General features: G+C 34.0%; 15 protein-coding genes and 2 pseudogenes. 1 reads left to right on the top strand and 16 read right to left on the bottom strand.

All coding sequences use genetic code 11. The features are described 5' to 3' along the window. Positions 1–64: 64 nt before the first annotated feature. The 9 genes and pseudogenes from ACSG5Z_RS26675 to ACSG5Z_RS26635 all read right to left on the bottom strand — a co-directional run. A pseudogene (locus ACSG5Z_RS26675) lies at positions 65–1,078 on the bottom strand (HAMP domain-containing protein); the annotation flags it as partial. 282 nt (positions 1,079–1,360) lie between these two features. Next, on the bottom strand, positions 1,361–2,110 hold the full coding sequence (locus tag ACSG5Z_RS26670) for a C39 family peptidase (RefSeq protein WP_116442942.1): 750 nt from the start codon (positions 2,108–2,110) through the stop codon (positions 1,361–1,363). A gap of 13 nt (positions 2,111–2,123) precedes the next feature. Beyond that, a complete protein-coding gene (locus tag ACSG5Z_RS26665) occupies positions 2,124–2,945 on the bottom strand; it encodes a transporter (RefSeq protein ID WP_435712581.1) in 822 nt (273 codons plus the stop codon). A gap of 206 nt (positions 2,946–3,151) precedes the next feature. Beyond that, on the bottom strand, positions 3,152–4,402 hold the full coding sequence (locus ACSG5Z_RS26660) for a sensor histidine kinase (RefSeq protein ID WP_435712580.1): 1,251 nt from the start codon (positions 4,400–4,402) through the stop codon (positions 3,152–3,154). Next, a complete protein-coding gene (locus tag ACSG5Z_RS26655; protein ID WP_001238626.1) occupies positions 4,399–5,070 on the bottom strand; it encodes a response regulator transcription factor in 672 nt (223 codons plus the stop codon). The genes ACSG5Z_RS26660 and ACSG5Z_RS26655 overlap by 4 nt, the downstream gene beginning before the upstream one ends. Before the next feature lie 150 nt (positions 5,071–5,220). Further along, the gene (locus ACSG5Z_RS26650; protein WP_088121244.1) at positions 5,221–5,925 is read right to left on the bottom strand and encodes a metallophosphoesterase family protein; all 705 of its coding nucleotides are present in this window, start codon (positions 5,923–5,925) and stop codon (positions 5,221–5,223) included. A gap of 589 nt (positions 5,926–6,514) precedes the next feature. Continuing rightward, positions 6,515–7,387, bottom strand: a complete 873-nt coding sequence (locus ACSG5Z_RS26645; protein ID WP_435712578.1) for an ankyrin repeat domain-containing protein — start codon at positions 7,385–7,387, stop codon at positions 6,515–6,517. Between the two features lie 290 nt (positions 7,388–7,677). After that, on the bottom strand, positions 7,678–8,181 hold the full coding sequence (locus ACSG5Z_RS26640; protein WP_001259409.1) for a nitrous oxide reductase accessory protein NosL: 504 nt from the start codon (positions 8,179–8,181) through the stop codon (positions 7,678–7,680). A gap of 131 nt (positions 8,182–8,312) precedes the next feature. Further along, positions 8,313–8,567 carry a hypothetical protein gene (locus ACSG5Z_RS26635; RefSeq protein ID WP_087983445.1) on the bottom strand — a complete coding sequence of 85 codons (255 nt, stop codon included), beginning with the start codon at positions 8,565–8,567 and terminating at the stop codon, positions 8,313–8,315. A 253-nt stretch (positions 8,568–8,820) separates the two neighbouring features. On the opposite strand from ACSG5Z_RS26635, the gene ACSG5Z_RS26630 reads away from it, so the two are divergent. Continuing rightward, a complete protein-coding gene (locus ACSG5Z_RS26630; RefSeq protein WP_087983447.1) occupies positions 8,821–10,125 on the top strand; it encodes a CitMHS family transporter in 1,305 nt (434 codons plus the stop codon). 47 nt (positions 10,126–10,172) lie between these two features. Here the strand turns inward: ACSG5Z_RS26630 and ACSG5Z_RS26625 are convergent, their stop codons facing one another. The 7 genes and pseudogenes from ACSG5Z_RS26625 to colA form a co-directional block, all read right to left on the bottom strand. Beyond that, on the bottom strand, positions 10,173–10,865 hold the full coding sequence (locus tag ACSG5Z_RS26625) for a response regulator (RefSeq protein ID WP_088061768.1): 693 nt from the start codon (positions 10,863–10,865) through the stop codon (positions 10,173–10,175). After that, the gene (locus tag ACSG5Z_RS26620) at positions 10,865–12,475 is read right to left on the bottom strand and encodes an ATP-binding protein (protein WP_087983451.1); all 1,611 of its coding nucleotides are present in this window, start codon (positions 12,473–12,475) and stop codon (positions 10,865–10,867) included. The genes ACSG5Z_RS26625 and ACSG5Z_RS26620 overlap by 1 nt, the downstream gene beginning before the upstream one ends. Before the next feature lie 152 nt (positions 12,476–12,627). Then, positions 12,628–13,488: a methyl-accepting chemotaxis protein gene (locus ACSG5Z_RS26615; protein WP_371399490.1), complete on the bottom strand. Its 861-nt coding sequence runs from the start codon at positions 13,486–13,488 to the stop codon at positions 12,628–12,630. Positions 13,489–13,569: 81 nt separating this feature from the next. Next, positions 13,570–14,604: pseudogene (locus ACSG5Z_RS26610) on the bottom strand (HAMP domain-containing protein); the annotation flags it as partial. A gap of 234 nt (positions 14,605–14,838) precedes the next feature. Beyond that, on the bottom strand, positions 14,839–16,413 hold the full coding sequence (floT, locus tag ACSG5Z_RS26605; RefSeq protein WP_000154996.1) for a flotillin lipid rafts scaffold protein FloT: 1,575 nt from the start codon (positions 16,411–16,413) through the stop codon (positions 14,839–14,841). 12 nt (positions 16,414–16,425) lie between these two features. Then, positions 16,426–16,974 carry an NfeD family protein gene (locus ACSG5Z_RS26600; RefSeq protein ID WP_001173145.1) on the bottom strand — a complete coding sequence of 183 codons (549 nt, stop codon included), beginning with the start codon at positions 16,972–16,974 and terminating at the stop codon, positions 16,426–16,428. Positions 16,975–17,220: 246 nt separating this feature from the next. Continuing rightward, positions 17,221–20,118 (bottom strand): collagenase ColA, encoded by a 2,898-nt coding sequence (gene colA, locus ACSG5Z_RS26595; RefSeq protein ID WP_435712574.1) that lies wholly within the window; start codon positions 20,116–20,118, stop codon positions 17,221–17,223. Positions 20,119–20,160 lie beyond the last annotated feature (42 nt).

Raw genomic sequence — 20,160 nt, 5'->3', positions numbered from 1 at the left:
CTTCAGCCGATGCAGCGACATGTTCTGCTGAAAAACTAATTTGAGTAATCACATCTTGTAAAGAGGCAGACATTTCATTAAATGAATTCCCTAATTTCCCTATATCATCCTTGGAATGGATTGTAATTTTCTCTGTCAAATCTCCCTTACTAATTTTATGTGCCGAGTCAGCTATTTTTCTTAATGGTCTTGTAATAGACTTTGTAATGAAATAAATTAATACACTACCAAATACAATAGCTATAGCAATGACAATCAAAGTCTTATAAAACACTGGATTCGCAGCTTGGGTAATTTCTTCGTCGAACATAACCCCGACTACTTTCCATCCTGTTTTCTCATTTGTTGCAAAGATTAAATTCTTTTTATCACCTTGTTCTGTATAAGACACATTTCCTTGTTTTTCTTCATAAATTGGTTTAATCCACGGATCAGTAACTTTTGCACCTGGTTTTCTAGATGGATGACTAACAATTTGCTTATTTTGATCTAGAATAACTGCATAACCTTTTTCACCAATGTTAATCATTTTGGAAATTTTTAAGATGTTATCTAAATTTAAGTTAATTCCTATAACACCTTTACCATCTTTTACTTCTTTAGCAATTGTCACTACCATATTTTTAGTAGATGCTGATTGATATGGTGCAGTAACAATTACTTTCCCTTTATTTTCATGTGCTTCTTTATACCAAGATCTATCTGTTGGATTATACCCATCAGCCATTTGGATAAATGGTTCTCTTATAAACTTTCCTGCCTGTGTTCCAATATAAATACCTTCTACTTCTGGATGAAGTTTTATATATTGCGTTAACTTCGTTCTTACTATTTCTTCTTGTCCGTTTGGATATGTATCCTCTGTTAAAATGTCTGCAAAGTACGCCGCATCAACAAATTTCTCTTCTATATTTTGAGAAATAACAGTATTTAAAACTGAAATATTCTCCTTTGCTTTACCTGTAATTTGTTGTTCAAAATTTGTTTTGGCAGTTTGATATGAAACACCACCGATAATAAGTCCTGGTATAGTTAAAATAAGAAAAAATGAAATGATTAATTTTTTCTTAACACTCATACATTTAACCCAGTTAAATATTTTTTGCATAATAATCCTCCTTTATGTAATGTAGATACTTGTGTAATTTTATACAAGTAACATATATAAAACAATATATAATGATAACATGTAATTTTTTTGTCAATTATGCATTTTTACATATTCACTACTTCTAAATATTTAATCATAAAAAATAAGAGAACCTCAGCTTATATAATAAGCTGAGGTTCTCTTATTTCTTAACAAAAAACACCCACAAAAACTCCTCTTACAGTTCCTTACATCTATTTCCTTACTAATTCATTTAGAGCTTTTCACATAACTAATCGCCTGACTCCCCATTTGCATCCATGCCTTTTCAAATTTTCCTCTCGGCACTTTTACATCTAGGCTATCCTCGAGAGGATCCCGAATATATACAAATTCTTCATCGTATCCAATCAGTACTACACAATGTTCATTATACGTAATAGAAACATCTCCGCTATTTGTTTCCCATGTAGTAAATTCATCTTCATCTAATGGCGCAAATGTTGCATTCGTAATCATAACTACCGGTTGTCCTGATTTTACACTCTTATAAAGTTCTTCTATACTCTTCCCTGTTAAGTCCACAGCTTTATTAGGTAAATACTTTTTCGCTAATTGAAAAAGTGGTCCGTGATATACACCATATCCAGATTCAGAAAAGGTATAAATATTCCCTACAAATCCTTCATTCGGATTCCCACGTACACCATCGTTCATAAAATCAACTTTCTTTATTTCATTTGCTAATTGCATCTTATCCACTGTAATGCCTGCATATTGTAACATCATCGCTAAGCTAGTCACTTCACAGCCTCTATCTAGCTCTGGTAATTGCTGAATTAAAGGTACATTCGATAAGATGACCTTTTCATCATTATTACTAAAATCTGCTTCTTTTCCGCTTTGTATATTGAAGAATGTTAACTTCTCCACATACTTTGTAATGCCATTTTTATATACATTCCATACTGCTATAGCTAGTAAAGCCATACATATATACCACTTCCATCTCCGTATCACTCTCACGCCCTTTTTAGTTCGTTAAATAAGAATAAAACGCGTCAGCATCCGTGCGAATCACCGGTACAAAATTTAGTTCTTTTCCTTTTTCAGGCTGATCTTTTTTAATTTTTTCTGCTAATTCTTGAACGTTCATATTCGTTTTATCCATATTAAGCTCATCTGCCATTTGTAACACTTTTTGTTCATTAATTTCGCTTAATACTTGATATATATCTTTACCATACAAATCAATATGATATTTTTTTGCTTCTTCCTGCACTTTTTGTTCGTACACTTCTTGCGCTAACGTTTCTATCTCTTTTCCTTTTTGTGAAATACCTAACTTCCCTGCTTCCTCTCTTACTTTCGTTCCATAGATTTCTTCCGCAATGTCTTCTATTTCTTTTCCATTTGTCGAAATGCCTAATTTATCCGCTTCATCATTAATTTTAATCGTATTAATTTGATTAATTAAATTTACAATCGTTGTATTTTCTATAGATATGCCTAGCTTTAACGCTTCTTGCTTCACTTTTGTTTCATAGATTTCTTCTGAAAGAGTTCCAACGTCTTTTCTTTCAATCGAAATTCCTAACTGTTCAGCTTCTCTTCCTACTTCCGTCTCATGAATTTCTTTTTCTAGCGTAATTTGTTCTTTCCCTTCCGTTTCAATACCTAGATTCTCCGCCTTTTCTTCTGTATGCACCGCATGTATCTTCCCATTATTTAATTGTTCTTTACTGCGCTGCGTGTAATTTGTCTTTCCTTTTGATGTTTCAGAAGGAGAGGCACCCCCTAATATGCTTAAGCTCATTACTCCAATAGTGAATACCGTCATCATTTTCTTTTTCAAAATTAATTCCTCCCCCTTACACTTTCTTTTCCATCATTCCCTATACATAATCGAAATAACATTATAATCGATATAATCTGCTCAAATACCTTTTTATAATTGCTTCTTCATAGGGCGAACTTTCTGTATATCATACATATTATAAATAGTTTCTTAACTTTCCCTTAAAAAAAGACGACCTTGTAAAAACAAGATCGTCTTCTCACTTATATTCTTTGGTTTTTAGGGAAATTCACTTCAAAACAAGTACCCTCTCCCCATTTGCTCTCTACTAATATTTTCCCATAATGCTTTTCTACAATCCAATTTGCGATTGAAAGGCCTAATCCGGCTCCTTCTGACGCACTTCTCGCTTTATCACCTTGATAAAAACGATCAAATAATTTTGGGATGTCCTCATCTTTAACCCCTATCCCGTCATCTTTCACTCGTATATGAATTGAGCTGCTCGTTTGCGTACAATCGATTTGAATATGTCCGCCCCCATTTGTATACTTCATCGCATTATCTAACAATATGACCATCATTTGATGAATTCTCTCTCTATCACCCATAAATGATATGTCATGTTCTACTTTCAATATCATCTCTTTTTCTTGATATGAAGCAATTTCCTTATATGGATCTACTATTTCTTCTAACAATTTATCCATTTCAAATGTTTTCTTATCCATCTCAATTTGATTAGAATCCGAACGTGCTAACAATAATAAGTTAGTTACAAGCTTAGATAACCGTCTACACTCCTTTGAAATCGTAGAAATATCCATCGCTTTTTCTTCTATTGTCGCAGATGGTGACTGGAATAACACATCCGTTTTTGATTGAATAACTGCAAGTGGTGTCCTTAATTCATGTGATGCATCCGAAACGAATTGCTGCTGTTTTTCCCATGAATTTTGAATAGGTATAAGCGCCCTGCCCGCTAAGAAAAAACCAATTCCTATTGCACATAAACTTCCTACACTACAACCAATAACAAGAATTAAAAATAAAGTATTTAACATTTCTTTTTCAGCTGTTATATCGCGTACAATTTGAACTATTTTTGTATCTTGTTGAAATGCAAACGTTCTAAAATATTGCCCTTGCACTTCTATATCTTGCAAAGTTCCTAATTTCTTTGGAGAAAACTTTTCCAAATTATCTTCAAAGATAAAACGGCGTTTGCCGTTTTCAATACCTATCTCCACTGTGTTTCCAAGCCAAGTTAACTCCGTTATCCTTGGATCCCCAATCGGAGGATATCCCCTAATTTTTTTAGGTAGTTTTTTATCATCTGAATTCTTTCTATGCTGAACGGATTTTCCTATCGATTTATCTACTTCATTATAAATACGATTATATGTGTATGAATAAATGATACTGCCTAATACACCTATCAAGATAATAAATACTAATGAATTCAATATAGTCAATCGAATGCGTGTTTTCTGAAACATGCTTCCCTTTTTCATTGTTCTTTTAATATATATCCAATACCTCGAACAGTTTGAATATCTTTCTGATAACCGAATGGCTCTAATTTTTTACGTAAATGATGTACATACACTTCTACAATTGCTACTGTCGTATCTGAATCAAATCCCCAAACACGATCAAAAATTTGTTCACGCATTAAAATCTTTCCGCTATTTTGAACAAGGTACTCTAGAAGCTCATATTGTTTTAATGTTAACTTCATACTTTGTCCATCTACTTGAACGTCTTTATCTTTTCCGAACAGTTCAATCCCTTTATAACGAATAGTCTGCTTTGTTGTTAAACTACCGCTTCGTCGTAATAAAGCACGAATTCTCGCTTTTAACTCTGGAGCCTGAAATGGCTTAACGATATAGTCATCTCCACCAAAGTCCAAGCCTTTCACTCGATCTTCTAGAGAGTCTCTCGCTGTCAAAAATAGGACTGGTGTTTCAATTTTTTCATCACGTATTTTTTGAATTACTTCAAAACCGTCCATTTCTGGCATCATCACATCAAGTAAAATGGCATCATATATATTTTGTAACGCTAGAAATAATCCATCTTCCCCATTCAATGCTGTATCTACTTCAAATTCATCGCGTAATATTTGGACAATAGACTCTAATAAAGAAGCATTATCTTCTACTACGAGTAAGCGCATATTTTCACCTTCCACCATATCGTTCAATCCTATTTATAATTATATTTTAACGTTTTTCTCAATATAAAATTTGAAAGATTTATTATAAAAATTCTTTCTTAAATTTTTCTTAATAAAAAATTGAAAGAAATAAGACTCCCCTTATCTCTTTCAACTTTTTACTACGTACACCTTTTTACTCGGCAATTCTAAACAATTTAACTGGCCACCATATACAGCACCGCCATCAATCCCTATAATACGATTACTCCCAAAATACACGCCGCAATTCTCACTACCATGAAACGTTTTTGTTTCCGTATGACCAAATACAACAACCTTTTCACCACTATACCCACTATGAAACTCATTACGTATCCACATTAACGTATATGGTTCACATTCCGAAACTTGCTTCAATGGCTCAACACCGGCATGTACAAATATATACTCTTCTGTTTCAATGTAATGATCTAATTCTTGAATAAATTTTACATGTTCCTCTAAAACATGCGATTGTAAAATTGGTTTTTGGAAGGCTTCTTCATTAACCACAATATCTTCTTCTACAAAGCCATAGCTGTATAAAGTCTTATCTCCACCATTCCTTTTTACCCAATGGTTCCATGAACGTTCTTCATCAGTCGTTAACGCTTTAATCATCATATCTTCATGATTACCCTTTAGAACGAGGGCTCCCTCTTCTTTTAACGCTTTTACCTTTTCAATTACAGCACGCGCATTGGGACCACGATCTACATAATCCCCTAATAAAATCAATTGATCCTGTCTTGCATCATATTGAGCTTCTTCTAATAACTGTTCGAACTTTTCTATTTCTCCATGAATATCACTAATAACAAGAATTCTTTTCATATTATCCCCTTCTTTCTAAGCCACTCTCTTTCTAATTATAGTTCAAAACAACAGAAATTTCTGAATCCATATTCAAAATCACATTTATTACAAATAAAACGATTGTCCTTACAACAATGTAAGTCTCTTGTCATCCAATTCGATAGTTGCAAGTGCTATATTTCCTTATACTAAAAGTAAGAAATGAAACAAAAAACAAGGAGAGATGAGACATGAAAAAAGTGATGGAAGTTGTAGTAGCGGTGGCAGCGGTTTTCGTAAATGGCAAACAAGTTGCAATGGAGTTAAATAAATAATGAAAAGGACAAGATTCATTCTAGACCCTTTACTCATATAAAAGAGATAAGACTTCTTCATTTTTTTGATCCCTTATCTCCTTGTAAAAAAAGCCGTATCCTTTTTCGTATTGTCATGTTTCATTTACACACTTTATTATTCCTTTTACTATGTATCCATCCCTTCCCTCAAACAATTTTCCCAAAACAAAAATCCCATTCAAATACACATTACTGAATCCATCATACTAAATGACTTCTTCATTCTGTCTATCTAAATGAGATTATTTCGTACTTTTTATTTCTTTATCTTGTTATTCCACCGGTTGTGGTTGTGGCTGTACGACTTCATTCGCTCCAGCTAACCTCAACATATTTGCAATATCTTTAAAACCTCTTTTTTCAGCATATTGCAGTGGCGTAATATTTTCCTTATTGGCCATATTTGCATCTGCCCCGTGGTCAATAAGCATTTGAATTACTTTCTTATGATTTTCACTACCATTTCCTAATACGATTGCTTCTACTACAGCTGTTCCACCACGATCATTTCTATAGTTCACATCAATATCTGTATGCTCTAATAACTCTTTTACGACCTCTACATGGCCACGTTCAGATGCAGAAATGAGTGCTGTTCCACCTGATTTAGTAGTTTCTTTCGTATTAACCCCTGCATTAATTAGTAGCTTTACAATGTCTGTATATCCTTCTCTACTTGCATAAAGAAATGGATTACTTTGTTTCTCATCTTTCCTTTCAATATTAGCACCTGCACCAATTAATGCTTTAACTGTCTCTACATGATTTTGATACGTTGCTGCAAGGATAGGAGTTTCTCCGTTGTCACCTTCTACGTTTATATTGGCTCCATCTTGAATCAGCTTCATAGCTGTTTCCGTGTCTCCAAGAGTCGCAGAAAGTAGCAACTGTTTGTCCATTAAATTTATACTTTTTTCTTCTTTAGGTTCTTCCTGTTCTTTATGCTTTTCTTTTTTCTTTTCGTTTTTCACATGAACCGGTTTCGATTCTGGCTCCTCTTGCTTATCGCAAGCCACTACCGTCATTAAAAGTCCTAATAACATACATAATAAAATTTTTTGTTTTCTCACAACTACAGCTCCTATGAAAGATAATGTTTTCTTAACCATTCCTCCATCACATACAATAACTCTTCTTGAGTACATTTATCCATAAGCCCTTTATATTCCTTCTTTAATCGGATTATCTTAAAACCTATACTATGTTTCTCAACCTATTGGAATGATGTGCCTGATGGCCTCATCATTAACATTATGAAGCAATTAGTTTAGCACGATTTTACCGCATTTGTATACATTTCTAAAAAGTACATAAATGATTGCTTTAGGTTACTATATTCCATTGTAACCGTTCTTCTAAAATTTTTACACCTTTTCTATATTTGCACCTGAGTAATACTAAAAAAGACAACTTATGTAGTTGTCTTTTTTTAGTATTAATGATGACCACCGTGATTTCCCTTTTTCGGGTTCCCCATCATCTCTTTATTCATTTCCCATTTATGCTCTGCTAGCTCTTTATATGAAAGAACTTTCCCTTTATAGTTAGACACAAAGTTTTCTGCATCCTTTTTATTTTCAAATGAAATGACATTATAAGCCATCGGTGTCGTTATTGTTTTATCATATACGTAAGTCGCATCTTCTAACGAAATCCACTCTTTCGAATCATAATCTCGAACAAATTTTTCTTTCGTCTTTTCACCTGGATTAATCTCCATCCATTTATACATACAACCGATATCATCAAACTTTAACGCTTTTCCATTTTCTAAAATGACTTCTGTTGCAAATTGATTATCCATTACCCCAATTTGGCAAATATCACACTTATCATGTTTCTCATCAATTGCTACAGCCTCTGCTTGTTTCTTACCACATCCTACTATTGTAAAGACAAAGAATAAGCATATAGCAAGTGTCACATACTTTGTTCTCATTTTACTTCCTCCCTAACCGTATCTTCCACAAGGAGCATATCAAAAAGTTGTGTGAGATTTGTGAAAAAATAATGTACTTTTTGTAATATAAAGACCAAAAAAGATGTGTAGCCATTTCTACACATCTCTCATCATTCACAACCTGTAATTAATAAATCGTCTTCTAACTTAACTAATAATGTATCTGTATTAATTTGCTGACCAACAACTACATTTACTAACCTTATATTTCCACTAATACCGACCGCAACTTTTTCAAGCTCACCGTTATTTTTTCGGATCATCATTAAATTTTCCCACTCATATACGTAAGAAGATTCATTAACAAAAATCTCTTCTACTTTTCCTTCATAAGAACTATAAATCTCTTCAATTCTCGTTTTCATATAAAATCTACTCCCTATTTCACACTTCAATATTTTCATCTTATTCTACCATTCTTACGGAGAGCAGCTTACTTTTTAAAAATTCAAATTAACTACCGTGAACAAAATGACCAAAATAAAAATTATGCTTCTAATGATGTTATTTTTCAAATTATTTACCATTTGAATGAATGCTTTTATGATAAATAAAAAACACTTTTTCTGAATTTTCGTTACATTTTGAAAGCGCAATCATTCTTGAGGGGGAGATTACATGTTAGCACTACTTGGATTTGCGATGGTATTTGTCTTTATGTTTTTAATTATGACGAAACGTATGTCAGCACTAGTAGCATTAATATTAATTCCAATTACTTTCGCATTAATTGGCGGTTTTTATGCAAATATGGGACCTATGATGTTAGAAGGAATTCAAAAACTAGCACCTACTGGTATTATGCTTATGTTTGCTATTTTGTATTTTGGAATTATGATTGATAGCGGTTTATTCGATCCTGTCATTAGTAGGATTTTGAAATTTGTAAAAGGAGATCCTTTAAAAATTGTTGTTGGTACAGCGATTCTTACTATTATCGTTTCATTAGATGGGGATGGAACAACAACGTATATGATTACGGTTTCCGCAATGTACCCATTATATAAACGCCTTGGAATGAATCCACTTATATTAGCTGGGGTTGTTATGTTAGGAGCAGGAGTGACAAATCTTACACCGTGGGGCGGACCGACGGCTCGGGTTATGAGTGCTCTTGGACTAGACGCATCAGATCTCTTTACACCACTTATACCAGGAATGATCGCTGGTGCAATTTGGGTCGTTTTCGTTGCTTACTATCTTGGCAAAAAAGAAAGAAAACGATTAGGAATTATGGATGTACAATACTTAAAACAAATGCAAACGATGGATGAGCAAGCTGCCACAGTAGAAGCTGCCGTTCATAAACGCCCTAAACTTCTATGGATTAACTTTTTATTAACTGTTACCTTACTTGTCTGTCTCATACTAGAAGTTATGCCGTTACCTGTTTTATTTACAATCGCTTTCGCCATTGCTGTTATGCTTAACTATCCGAACTTAGAACAACAGAAAGAACGTATTGCTTCTCACGCAGGAAACGTATTAGCCGTTGTTTCTCTCGTATTTGCCGCTGGAATTTTCACTGGTATTTTATCAGGAACAAAAATGGTAGATGCAATGGCTCAAAGTGTAGTCACTCTTATACCAGACGCTCTTGGACCACAATTACCGATTATTACAGCTCTTCTTAGTATGCCGTTCACATTTTTCATGTCCAATGATGCATTTTACTTCGGAGTATTACCTATTTTAACGAAAGCTGCCGCTGCTTACGGAATTAGTGCAGCTGAAATGGGACGTGCTTCATTACTCGGGCAACCTGTTCACTTATTAAGTCCTCTTGTCGCTTCCACTTATTTATTAGTCGGAATGGCCAAAGTTGATTTTGGTGAACATCAACGCTTTACGTTACTTTGGGCTGTTGGAACAACAATGGTGATGTTAATTACGGGAATTGTAATCGGAATTATTCCAATATAAGACGTAAAAAAACAGTAGAAGAAATGTAATTCTCTACTGTTTTTTTGTTATGAAGAAACAAGAAAATACCTTCTTTCTGGTCTCCCTACACTCCCATATATAAGCTCCGCATGAACTTTCTTTCCAGATATTAAATACTCTAAATAACGCCTCGCTGTTGATCGGCTTACCCCAACCATTGAGCTTAACACTTCTGCCGTAATACCTTCTTCATCAACTGCTAACATATGCTTTTTTATTTTTGCTAAAGTTAAAGGATCTATCCCTTTCGGGGCATATTCTATTTCATTTCCCTTTACGCCTCTTTGAGACCATAAATGTTCAATTTGTTCTATAGATAATTGATTAGTTTTTTTTAACTGCACAATCTTTTTTTGGTAACTTTCCAAACTCGCTTTAAATCGATCAAACATAAGTGGCTTCACGATATAATCTGTTACTCCGCCTCGTAGAGCGTGCCTCACTACATCTGTTTCCGATGCAGCTGTAATCATAATAATATCTGTATCATGCAAATTATTCCTAATATATGTGACAAGTTCGGTTCCTTGCATATCAGGTAAGTACACGTCTAATAAAACGAGTTGTGGCTTCACAAACTCTAGCCATTCTTTCGCTTGTTCTCCAGTCGTTGCTGTTCCAATTACTTTAAATCCCTCAATCTTTTCAGTAAAACGACGATGAATGTCCGCAATTCGAATATCATCTTCTACAATCAATACTTCAATCTCCTCACCCATTACAATTCGCCTCTCTCTTTTGGTAATGCAATAATAAATAATGCACCACCTAAATCCCCTTTTTCGATTGCAATACTCCCATTTAAATCTTCTACTAACTCTTTCACTTTTGCTAATCCATATCCTCGTTTCCCGCCTTCTTTCGTCGAGAAGCCTTTATAAAATATGCTAGTAATGACTTCATCATGAATCCCTTGTCCTGAATCTTCCACTTCAATTACTATCTCTTCTCCAATATCAGTTACAAACATCCTTACCTTCTTATCATTCTCTTCATTTCTTTCAATTGCTTCAAATGCATTCGTAATTAAATTTCCTAAAATAGAAACGACGTAATTACTCTCAATATGCGGGCTTAATTTATCTAAGCTACTTTCTCGATCTAGCATAAAATCAATCTTTAACTCTCGCGCTCTATTATAGAATCCAATTAAAATTCCACCTAACCATGGATTTTGAATTCGCTTCATAATAAATTGAACAAAATCTTGATATACCGCTGTTTCCTTATGAATAAGCTCTAAAGCATCTTCATATGATTCTAACTGGATAAGACCTGAAAGCGTATACAACAAATTATTATATTCATGCGTTTGCGCTCGTAATGCCTCTGTATATTGCTTCGTCTGAGATAACTCTGCTGTTAACTGATCCATTTCAGATTTCAAACGTAAGCTCGATACAACGCCAGTTACTTTATTCTTTACTTTAATAGGTAGACGGTTCGCAATAACAGCCTGCCCTTTTATATTTAATTGACGATCAAACTGTTCTTCACCAGTTTGAAGTACATCTAGTATCGTTGAATTAGGAATTACATTTAAAATAAATTCTCCAATAATATTACGCTGTTCATCTAACGAAAGAATATCATAAGCCGCTTGATTGACTAAACTAATCATGCCATTGTAATCAATGACAATAATCCCTTCACGTACAGATTGAATTACTGTACTATGCTCTTCATATAAAGATGAAATTTCTTCTGGCTCCATCCCAAACATCATTCTTTTTATACTTCCGGCTAAATATATAGAACCAATTATCCCGATTAAAAGACCTATTACTGTAATCCAAAATACACGCTTTCCATATACTTCTACCGCTCCATGAATATCATCCATTGAAAATCCAACAGACACCACGCCTATAATTTCATTTTCCTGATTACGGATTGGAACTTTGCCGCGTAATGAAGGACCTAATGATCCAGTTGCTTTCGAAATATAAGATTTTCCTTCTACTAGAACTCCTTTATTATCTCCACCAACCATTGCTTCTCCTATTTTATCTCGCTTAGGATGTGCATATCGAATCCCCTCTTTGTTTCCAACTACAATAAAATCAGCATCTGTATCAATTCGAATTTTTTCTGCAATTGGCTGAATGATAGAAGCTGGGTTTTCTTTTTGAAAAGCTTCCGTTATTTCAGGTATAGCAGCAACTGTTTTCGCAACATGCAAAGCCCGTTTCCCAATTTGCTCTTCTACCGTTTCAGACAATATGTAATAAAATAAATAACTTGTTAATAGAAGTACGACTAGAATAAGTGTACTAATTGTTATTGTGATTCTCGGTTGTAGTTTTAACTTTTTAAATTTCAAAACCATTCCCCTAACATAATTAAAGATAGAATTTAATGAATTTACAGTCTTTTGCGATTACAACTAATCATAACACGGTTACTCTATATTTCTTTATTTTTATCTTCACAAAAAAAGAAACGAAGTACAATTACTACCTCGTTTCTTAACATTTTTTATTACACTTTAAATTTCCCAATCATCTCTTGTAATTCTTCTGCCATTTGCGATAAATGAACTGCTGCTGCATTGATTTCATCTACCGAAGCTAATTGTTCTTCTGAAGAACCAGCAATATTTTGAACGCTTGCTGCATTTTCTTCAATTGTAGCTGCAATTTCATTAATAGATGCACTAACTTGTTTTGCATCTACTGTCATTTGTTCCGCTACTTCTACCATACTATCAATTTGTACAACTGTATCATCTGTAGACTTCAATATTTCAGCGAAGCTTTGCTTCGTTTCATTTGCAACTACAAGTCCTGATTGTACTTCTGTTCCAACTTGCTTCATAGAGCTTACTGTTTCTTTTATGTCAAATTGTATCTCTTTTACTAGTTTTCCAATTTCCGTAGAAGACTGTCCTGATTGTTCTGCTAACTTTCGCACTTCATCTGCTACAATTGCAAATCCTCTTCCTTGTTCTCCAGCTCTCGCAGCCTCAATTGCAGCATTTAATGCTAATAAATTTGTCTGCTCTGCAATATGTTGAATTACCTCAAGGATTGCTCCAATTTGTTTCGACTTATCATCTAGCAAAACAATAACTTTATCTGATTGTGAAACAGACTCATGGATTAATTGCATTTGATTCACCGTTTGTTCAACTAACTTCCCACCATCTTCAGCCTTTTTCTTCGTATACATAGATGCTGTGGATACTAATGAAGAACTGTCTGCCACACGTTGAATTCCTTCTGTAACTTCTTCTAATAATGTTGCGCCTTCTTCGACTTCTTTCGTTTGTATTTCCGCTCCACTCGACACTTGCTCTATCGCTTGTGTAATTTGTTCCGTTGCTTCACTCGTCTGCTTCATACTAGCTGTTAATTCTTCTGAAGATGCCGCTACATGACCTGCTGAAGTATTTATATTGGAAATGACATTCTGTAATGATGCTGCCATCTCGTTAAAGCTTTCTCCTAACTGTCCAATTTCATCTTTAGAATGAACTGTAATGGATTCTGTTAAATCGCCTTCACTAATCTTTTTCGACGATATAACAAGTTGTTTTAACGGATTAATAATAGAAGCAATTATGAAGTAAATTAAAATCCCGCCAATTATTAATGAAATACCAATAACAGTTATCGTTTTATAGAAAATAGGTTCAGCAGCTTCAATAATTTCTTTTGCAGGCATAATTCCTGCTATTTTCCATCCAGTTATCTTATTTGTTTTAAAAGTGATATGACGATCTTCACCATCTAATCTGAAATTAAAATCACCTGTTTCTTGTTTGTACAACTCTTTTTCAAGTTTCTCTTCTACCTTATCACCTGGCTTCATCGTTGGATGTGCTACCACATTTTTATCTTGATCAAAAATTGCTACATATCCACTTTTACCGATATTAACCATCTTTGAAGTGTTTACGATATCATTAATAATTAAATCAATACCAAGAACACCGCTCTTATCCTCATTTTGTTTTGCTATTGTAATAACAATATTTCCTGTCGTTTTTGATTTATATGGAGCTGTAATAATTACTTCTCCACTTTTTTTCACTGCCTCTTTATACCAATCTCTTTCTGTAGGATTATATCCTTCTGGCATTTGAATAGACGGTGATTGAATAAACTGCCCATTGCTGGATCCAGTATAGATGGCTTCCAGTTCTGGATGTAACTTATTATATTCTTCTAGTTTATTTTGGATATTTTGTATTTGATCCGTTTGGTAACTTGATTGTGTAAATAGTTTCGTAAAATAAACTGCATCTACTTTTTTACTATCCAATTCTTTATTAATTACATTATCCAAAATTTTTATATTGTCTTTCGCCGATTGTGAAATCGTCTCATTAAAGTTTGTCTTCGCTTGCTGATAAGACGTCCAACCAATTACAATACTTGGAAGAATCAAAATGATAACAAATGACACAAGTAACTTTGCTTTTAAACTACTACTCCTTAATTTCCCTTGAAACATATTTCTACCCCTCCATACCGTTTTAAATGTAATTGTTTTACATTTAATTTCTTTATATAAATCATACGATTCAAATGTATCAACTCTTTCTCTATTGAAGAGTTGATACATACCTTTTTCATTCTATATAAATTAAATAATTAAAACAATATATAAAAATGTATATTATTCGAAATATTATAATTCACAGAAGAACCTCTAGTATCTCACTTACTAGAGGTTCCTACCGCTTTACTATTCTTTATCTTTTTCTACTTCTTTTTTCGCATCTTCTACTACAGATACAACAGGTTTATCGTTTGATAATTGTTGTACTGCTCCTTTTCCAGCAAATCCTTCTAATAACTCTTTTAAATCAATGCCAGAAGAAGCTTTTAATGTTTCTTGCATCGTTGCCATTAAATCAGTCGCATAACCTGCAACTTTTCCGGCACCGCTATTTTTACCACCGCCACCTGTATCGACAACTGTAATTTTATCAATGTTGCTAAGTGGGCTTGCAACTTCCTTCGCATAACTTGGAAGCATGTTAAGAACCATATCCATAATCGCCGCTTGGCCATATAACTCAAATGCCTCTGCAATTTTTTGTTTCGCTTCCGCTTCTGCTAAACCTTTTAATCTGATAACATCTGCTTCCGCTGTACCTTGTGCTTTTTGTACTTCTGCTTTTGCTTGACCTTGCGCTTTTTCGATTTCCGCCTTCGCTAAACCTTCTACACGAACTTCTTCTGCACGTGCTCTTGCTTCCGCTTCAATTTTATATTGATCTGCATCTGCTTTTTTCATTTGTTTTACTTTTTCCGCTTCTGCTGATTGTTCAACAGCATAGCGATCTGCATCTGCCTTTTTCTTTACTTCTGCATCATATTGCTTTTCACGACGCGCAATCTCTTTTTCTTCTAATTCAATTTGCTTTTCACGCTCAATGATTTTAACGCGCATTTGCTCTTCTGTAACACCTTGTTGCGCTTTTGCTTGTTGTAATTCATAGGAAAGATCTGCATCTGCGCGAGCTTGTTCTTGGTCTCTCTTATAAGATTGTACTTTTAACTCTTTATGTTTTTCAGCTTCAGCGATTTGTGCATCACGTTGATACTCAGCTTCTTTCGCTTCTTTCTCAGCACGAGCTTTTTCAATTCGCGCCTCTTTTTCACGCTCTGCATTTGCAACTGTTGCATCACGCTTAACCATCGCAATTTGTGGCTGACCAAGTGCATCTAAGTAACCGTTCTTATCCATGATTTCTTTAATTGTAAAGGAAACGATGCGAAGTCCCATCTTCTTTAAATCTGTAGAAGCTACTTCATGTACCTTTTGAGCAAATTGCTCTCTATTACTATAGGCATCTTCTACTGTCATAGAAGATAAAATAGCACGTAGATGCCCTTCTAAAACTTCTTTTGCTTCTATTTTCAACTCTTCTGTTTCTTTTCCTAAATATTGTTCAGCTGCTGTAGAAACTTCTTCAATGGTAGACCCTACTTTAATAATAGAAACACCATTTACTGTAATCGGTACACCTTGTTTCGTATACGTATCACGTGTTCCCACTTCTAATTTGTAGTTTAATAGACTTAAAGGCTCTGCTCTTTGCATAATCGGAACTACGAAAGTACCGCCGCCACGAATAATCTTAATCTTCTTTCCATCATCAGTGGTAACTACATTTTTCCCGCCACCAAGCCAGTTTCCAGTAACAATTAATGCTTCATCTGGTCCAACTGTTCGATACTTTGTAATGAATACTAAAATGAGTAGAATTAAAATTGCGAGTAATACTCCACCGATAATTAATGGAATCGTCATGTAAATTCCCCCTTATAATTTTGGTTTCTTTAAAGAATAAGCAATGTTCTGTACAAGCAGAACACCATCTTGAACTCCCTCGATAATAACTTCAGTTCCTTGTGAAATATCTTTCTTTCCAACTGTTTTAGCTAGGATTGCATTGTTTCCAAATTGGGAGGAAATTAATACTTCACCAAACCCTTCTGTAGGAATAGTCGTAATGACCTCTCCCTTACAACCAATAAATTCATCCATACGCTGCACAGTGTTTTGTTCTGCTTCTGCAATCGGCTTTAAAATTAATATTTTCATTATGAAAACACCAATAAAGGATATAGCAAATGCAGACCCGAAAATAAGAATGCTATTAAAGGAAAATAAATATTCTCCTATATAACTAAGTCCACATAACATGGCGAAAAAACTAAGTAATAAAGTAACAACGGATACAGATCCGCCTCCAAAACTAAATATGGATTCAAATATATCTCCAAAAAAGATATAAATAACAGTGAGTATAGTAGCAATAATAAATCCGTATAAATAAATTGTTTCAAGTGGATAACCAAACAAAGCCATTTCTTATCCCCCTCTCTTAAACAATCCCTTTTTTGTTATGTGTATGCCCCACCTCTTTCAAAGATTATAGTTCTTAATTTTCAGTTATTTACCCTTTAAAGAAAAGCCTGTAAGACAGGCCCCTAAAAAAGAACAGGAGAAACCTATTGTGACAGGCTCCTCCTAGTAAATAACCGATATATTATATATCTATATAATATACTATTTTCCACAAAAAGTAAAGTTAAACATACATTGGAAAAGCACTTATTTTACTGATAATTCGTACGTTCCATCGCCATTATCATATTTATATACATACAAATAATACTTACCTGGTTTTGCATTAAATTTTGCCTCTATATGCTTCCCATTAGCTTGACCGTAAGCGGCATAATTTTGCATATCTGATTCATGGTGAAGCACCCATGTCATCCCGATTCCATACTCATTTAAAACGGAAATATCGATATTTTTCGTTGATGCTACATTAAATGTATAAACATCAGTGTGATCTCCGCCGATAAGGCTACCTTTTATAGTAGTGTTTAGCCCGATACGATTTGCTTCCTCTGGACGATTATTTGGTTCTAATTCTGTTAAACTTCCATCTTTAATCGTAACAGTGGTTTCGTTTCTGCTCTCTTTACCTTTATCATCTTTTACTCTTAACGCTACTTTATAAATTCCTTCTCTTTCATATGCATGTATTGGATTAACTTCTGCACTTGTGCTGCCATCTCCAAATTCCCATAAATAAGAAACAATTTTTCCATCTTCATCATTTGAGCCATCACTTTTAAATTGAATTCCTTCTTTTACAAGCCCATTATAAGGTCCATTTATATTAACCGTTGGAGCTTTATTTTCTCCATCATCTTTTGCGATACCGTGGAAGACTACATCATATTCAAATTCATTTGAACTATTCACACGATAATTGACGAAGTATGCTGTAACAGTTTTGTAGCCACTCCATTCTTTTTGCGCTAGTTGTTCTAGTGCTTCATTTACTCGTTTACTCATTTCGTTCCAATCTTCAGATTCACCTTTTGTTACACTACCTGTAAATGTGCCTTCTAATGTAAATGTATTAAAGAATTGGGAGCTATGTTTTGTCATTTTTGCCTCTTTCATTGGCAACGTATCACTAATTTCTTTCTCTACTGCTGTTAACGATTTTGGTGCATGTTCAGCTAAATAATCATCTGCTACTTCCGGTACATTATATTTATCTTGATTATCAATTAGCTGTTGCATATACTCTTGATACTCTTTATTTAGTTTAGAATCTTTACTTAAATTCTCACGATAGGCATCATAATTTTTCACGTCATTTGCACGAATTAAATCTTGAATTTTATCAAATGTTTCAAATTGATGTGTATATAAATAAGATTGCAATGCGAACGAGTAATTATAGAAATCCCAAGAACCATATTTAGCAAATAATGTGCGCTCTGCTGTATAACGACTTGCAGGATCAGATGATAATCCACTAATGATGCTCTTTCTCGGTACTACATTATTTGTACGAGTAGATCCTGCGAAAAATTCTGCATTTCCTTCTTGGAACCAAGTTAATCTCTCATTTTGATACATATCTCCTCTTCCAAATAAACCTGGCACTTCAAATCTCCCTTGAAGATAATGAGTAAACTCATGACGGAATAACTCTTCTAAACTATAAATACTTTGTTCTGGCGTACGCTCATATGTAAAGAATGTACCTGTTTCTTCTATATAAATGCCACCGTTGTTTGTTTCATATCCATACAGTTGTCTGTTTAACTGATATTCGTCTGGAGTATTATAGATTACTATCGTTAATACGTCGTCTGCATTACCTGGCTCTAATGCTTTGTCATTCCCAATTACACGATGATACTGTGCTTTTACTTCCTTTGCAGCCCAGTATAGTCTCTTAATTTTTTCTTCTGATACTTTATCTCCTGTTTTAAATACGATAGATCCATCGTCGAATGTATACGTTTTTGGTAAGTACTGTTCTTTTCCTTCTTTACGTATCGTCTCTAAATCTACAGTATTACCGCTATAATCTTTTCCGTTATAATTTGTTGTAATTTGTTCTACTGCAACAAAATACGGCTCACTTAAACGCGGATACATATGCATTGCTTGTGTAACAACCTCTAAACCTTTATTTGGATTACTATGAAACTTCCCTAAACGACTAGCAAAATAAATTCCATTATTAACGAGCCACTTATTTTCTGGTGTTACTTCATTTAAAAGAGCAATACGATTTATTTCATTAATAAATCCATCTATTTTCCCGTACCACATTGTATCTTTTGCTTCTTTACGAGTTTCAAATAAATAAGATTGCATATCATAATCAATACCTTGCATCATATCGTATACAGCTTGTCCTTTCATACGATCGTCTACATACGTATGAAGATTATCATTGTATTGTTTTAAAATATTCGATGCGTATTGAACCGCTTCCACATCACTTGAAGCATTACTAATTAATTTACCGTATGCAGATACGACTGCATCTTGCTCATATGTACCAAGCTTAAAGTTTGGATTGGTTGCAATTGCTTTTAAAGCAGGTAAACATTTATCCTGGAAGCTTCTCTCATTTAAATCACTTAATTCATTATTGTAAAATGCGAGATAAAAAGCTGAACGTAACACTTCTGTAAACGTTTGAATTCCTTTTGAATCATCTTTCGTAAACGTACTACCTCGGTGAGCTAATTCATCTATAACCGCTTGCATTTTCCCTTTGTCTTTATAAAAAGCCTTTGCATCTTCATTGAACTGAAATAAGTCTGTAATTTGATTCCATTTAATACTTCCTAGCGTTTCAACCAATTCTTGATTATTCATTTTGTTTAAATCAGCCATTGAATAGCTTTCTTTAATTTGCTTTACTTCTGAGCTCTTCATAATAGATGCTGGTCGCTGTGAAAAGTCTCCTACTTTTAAACGTTCTTGAAACGATAATGTTTCCTCTGCTTTAGAAACATGTCCAATCTCATCTACTGGTTTTTCAATCCCAACTGGTTTCGAATGCAATACATTGTATGGCACCTTTTCTTCTGCTGATACATTCGTTTGAATTGCTCCTAACGATAGCGCCATTGTACTAATACTAAGCACCACTTTATTAATCTTTGATTTCTTGTTCATATCATTACCCCCTATTTATATATTCCCTTGAAGAATTTAACA

Source organism: Bacillus pretiosus (assembly GCF_051294775.1).
GTDB lineage: Bacteria > Bacillota > Bacilli > Bacillales > Bacillaceae_G > Bacillus_A > Bacillus_A wiedmannii.
The sequence above is the reverse complement of the archived record's forward strand: the minus strand, read 5'-3'. Positions and strand labels throughout refer to the sequence as shown.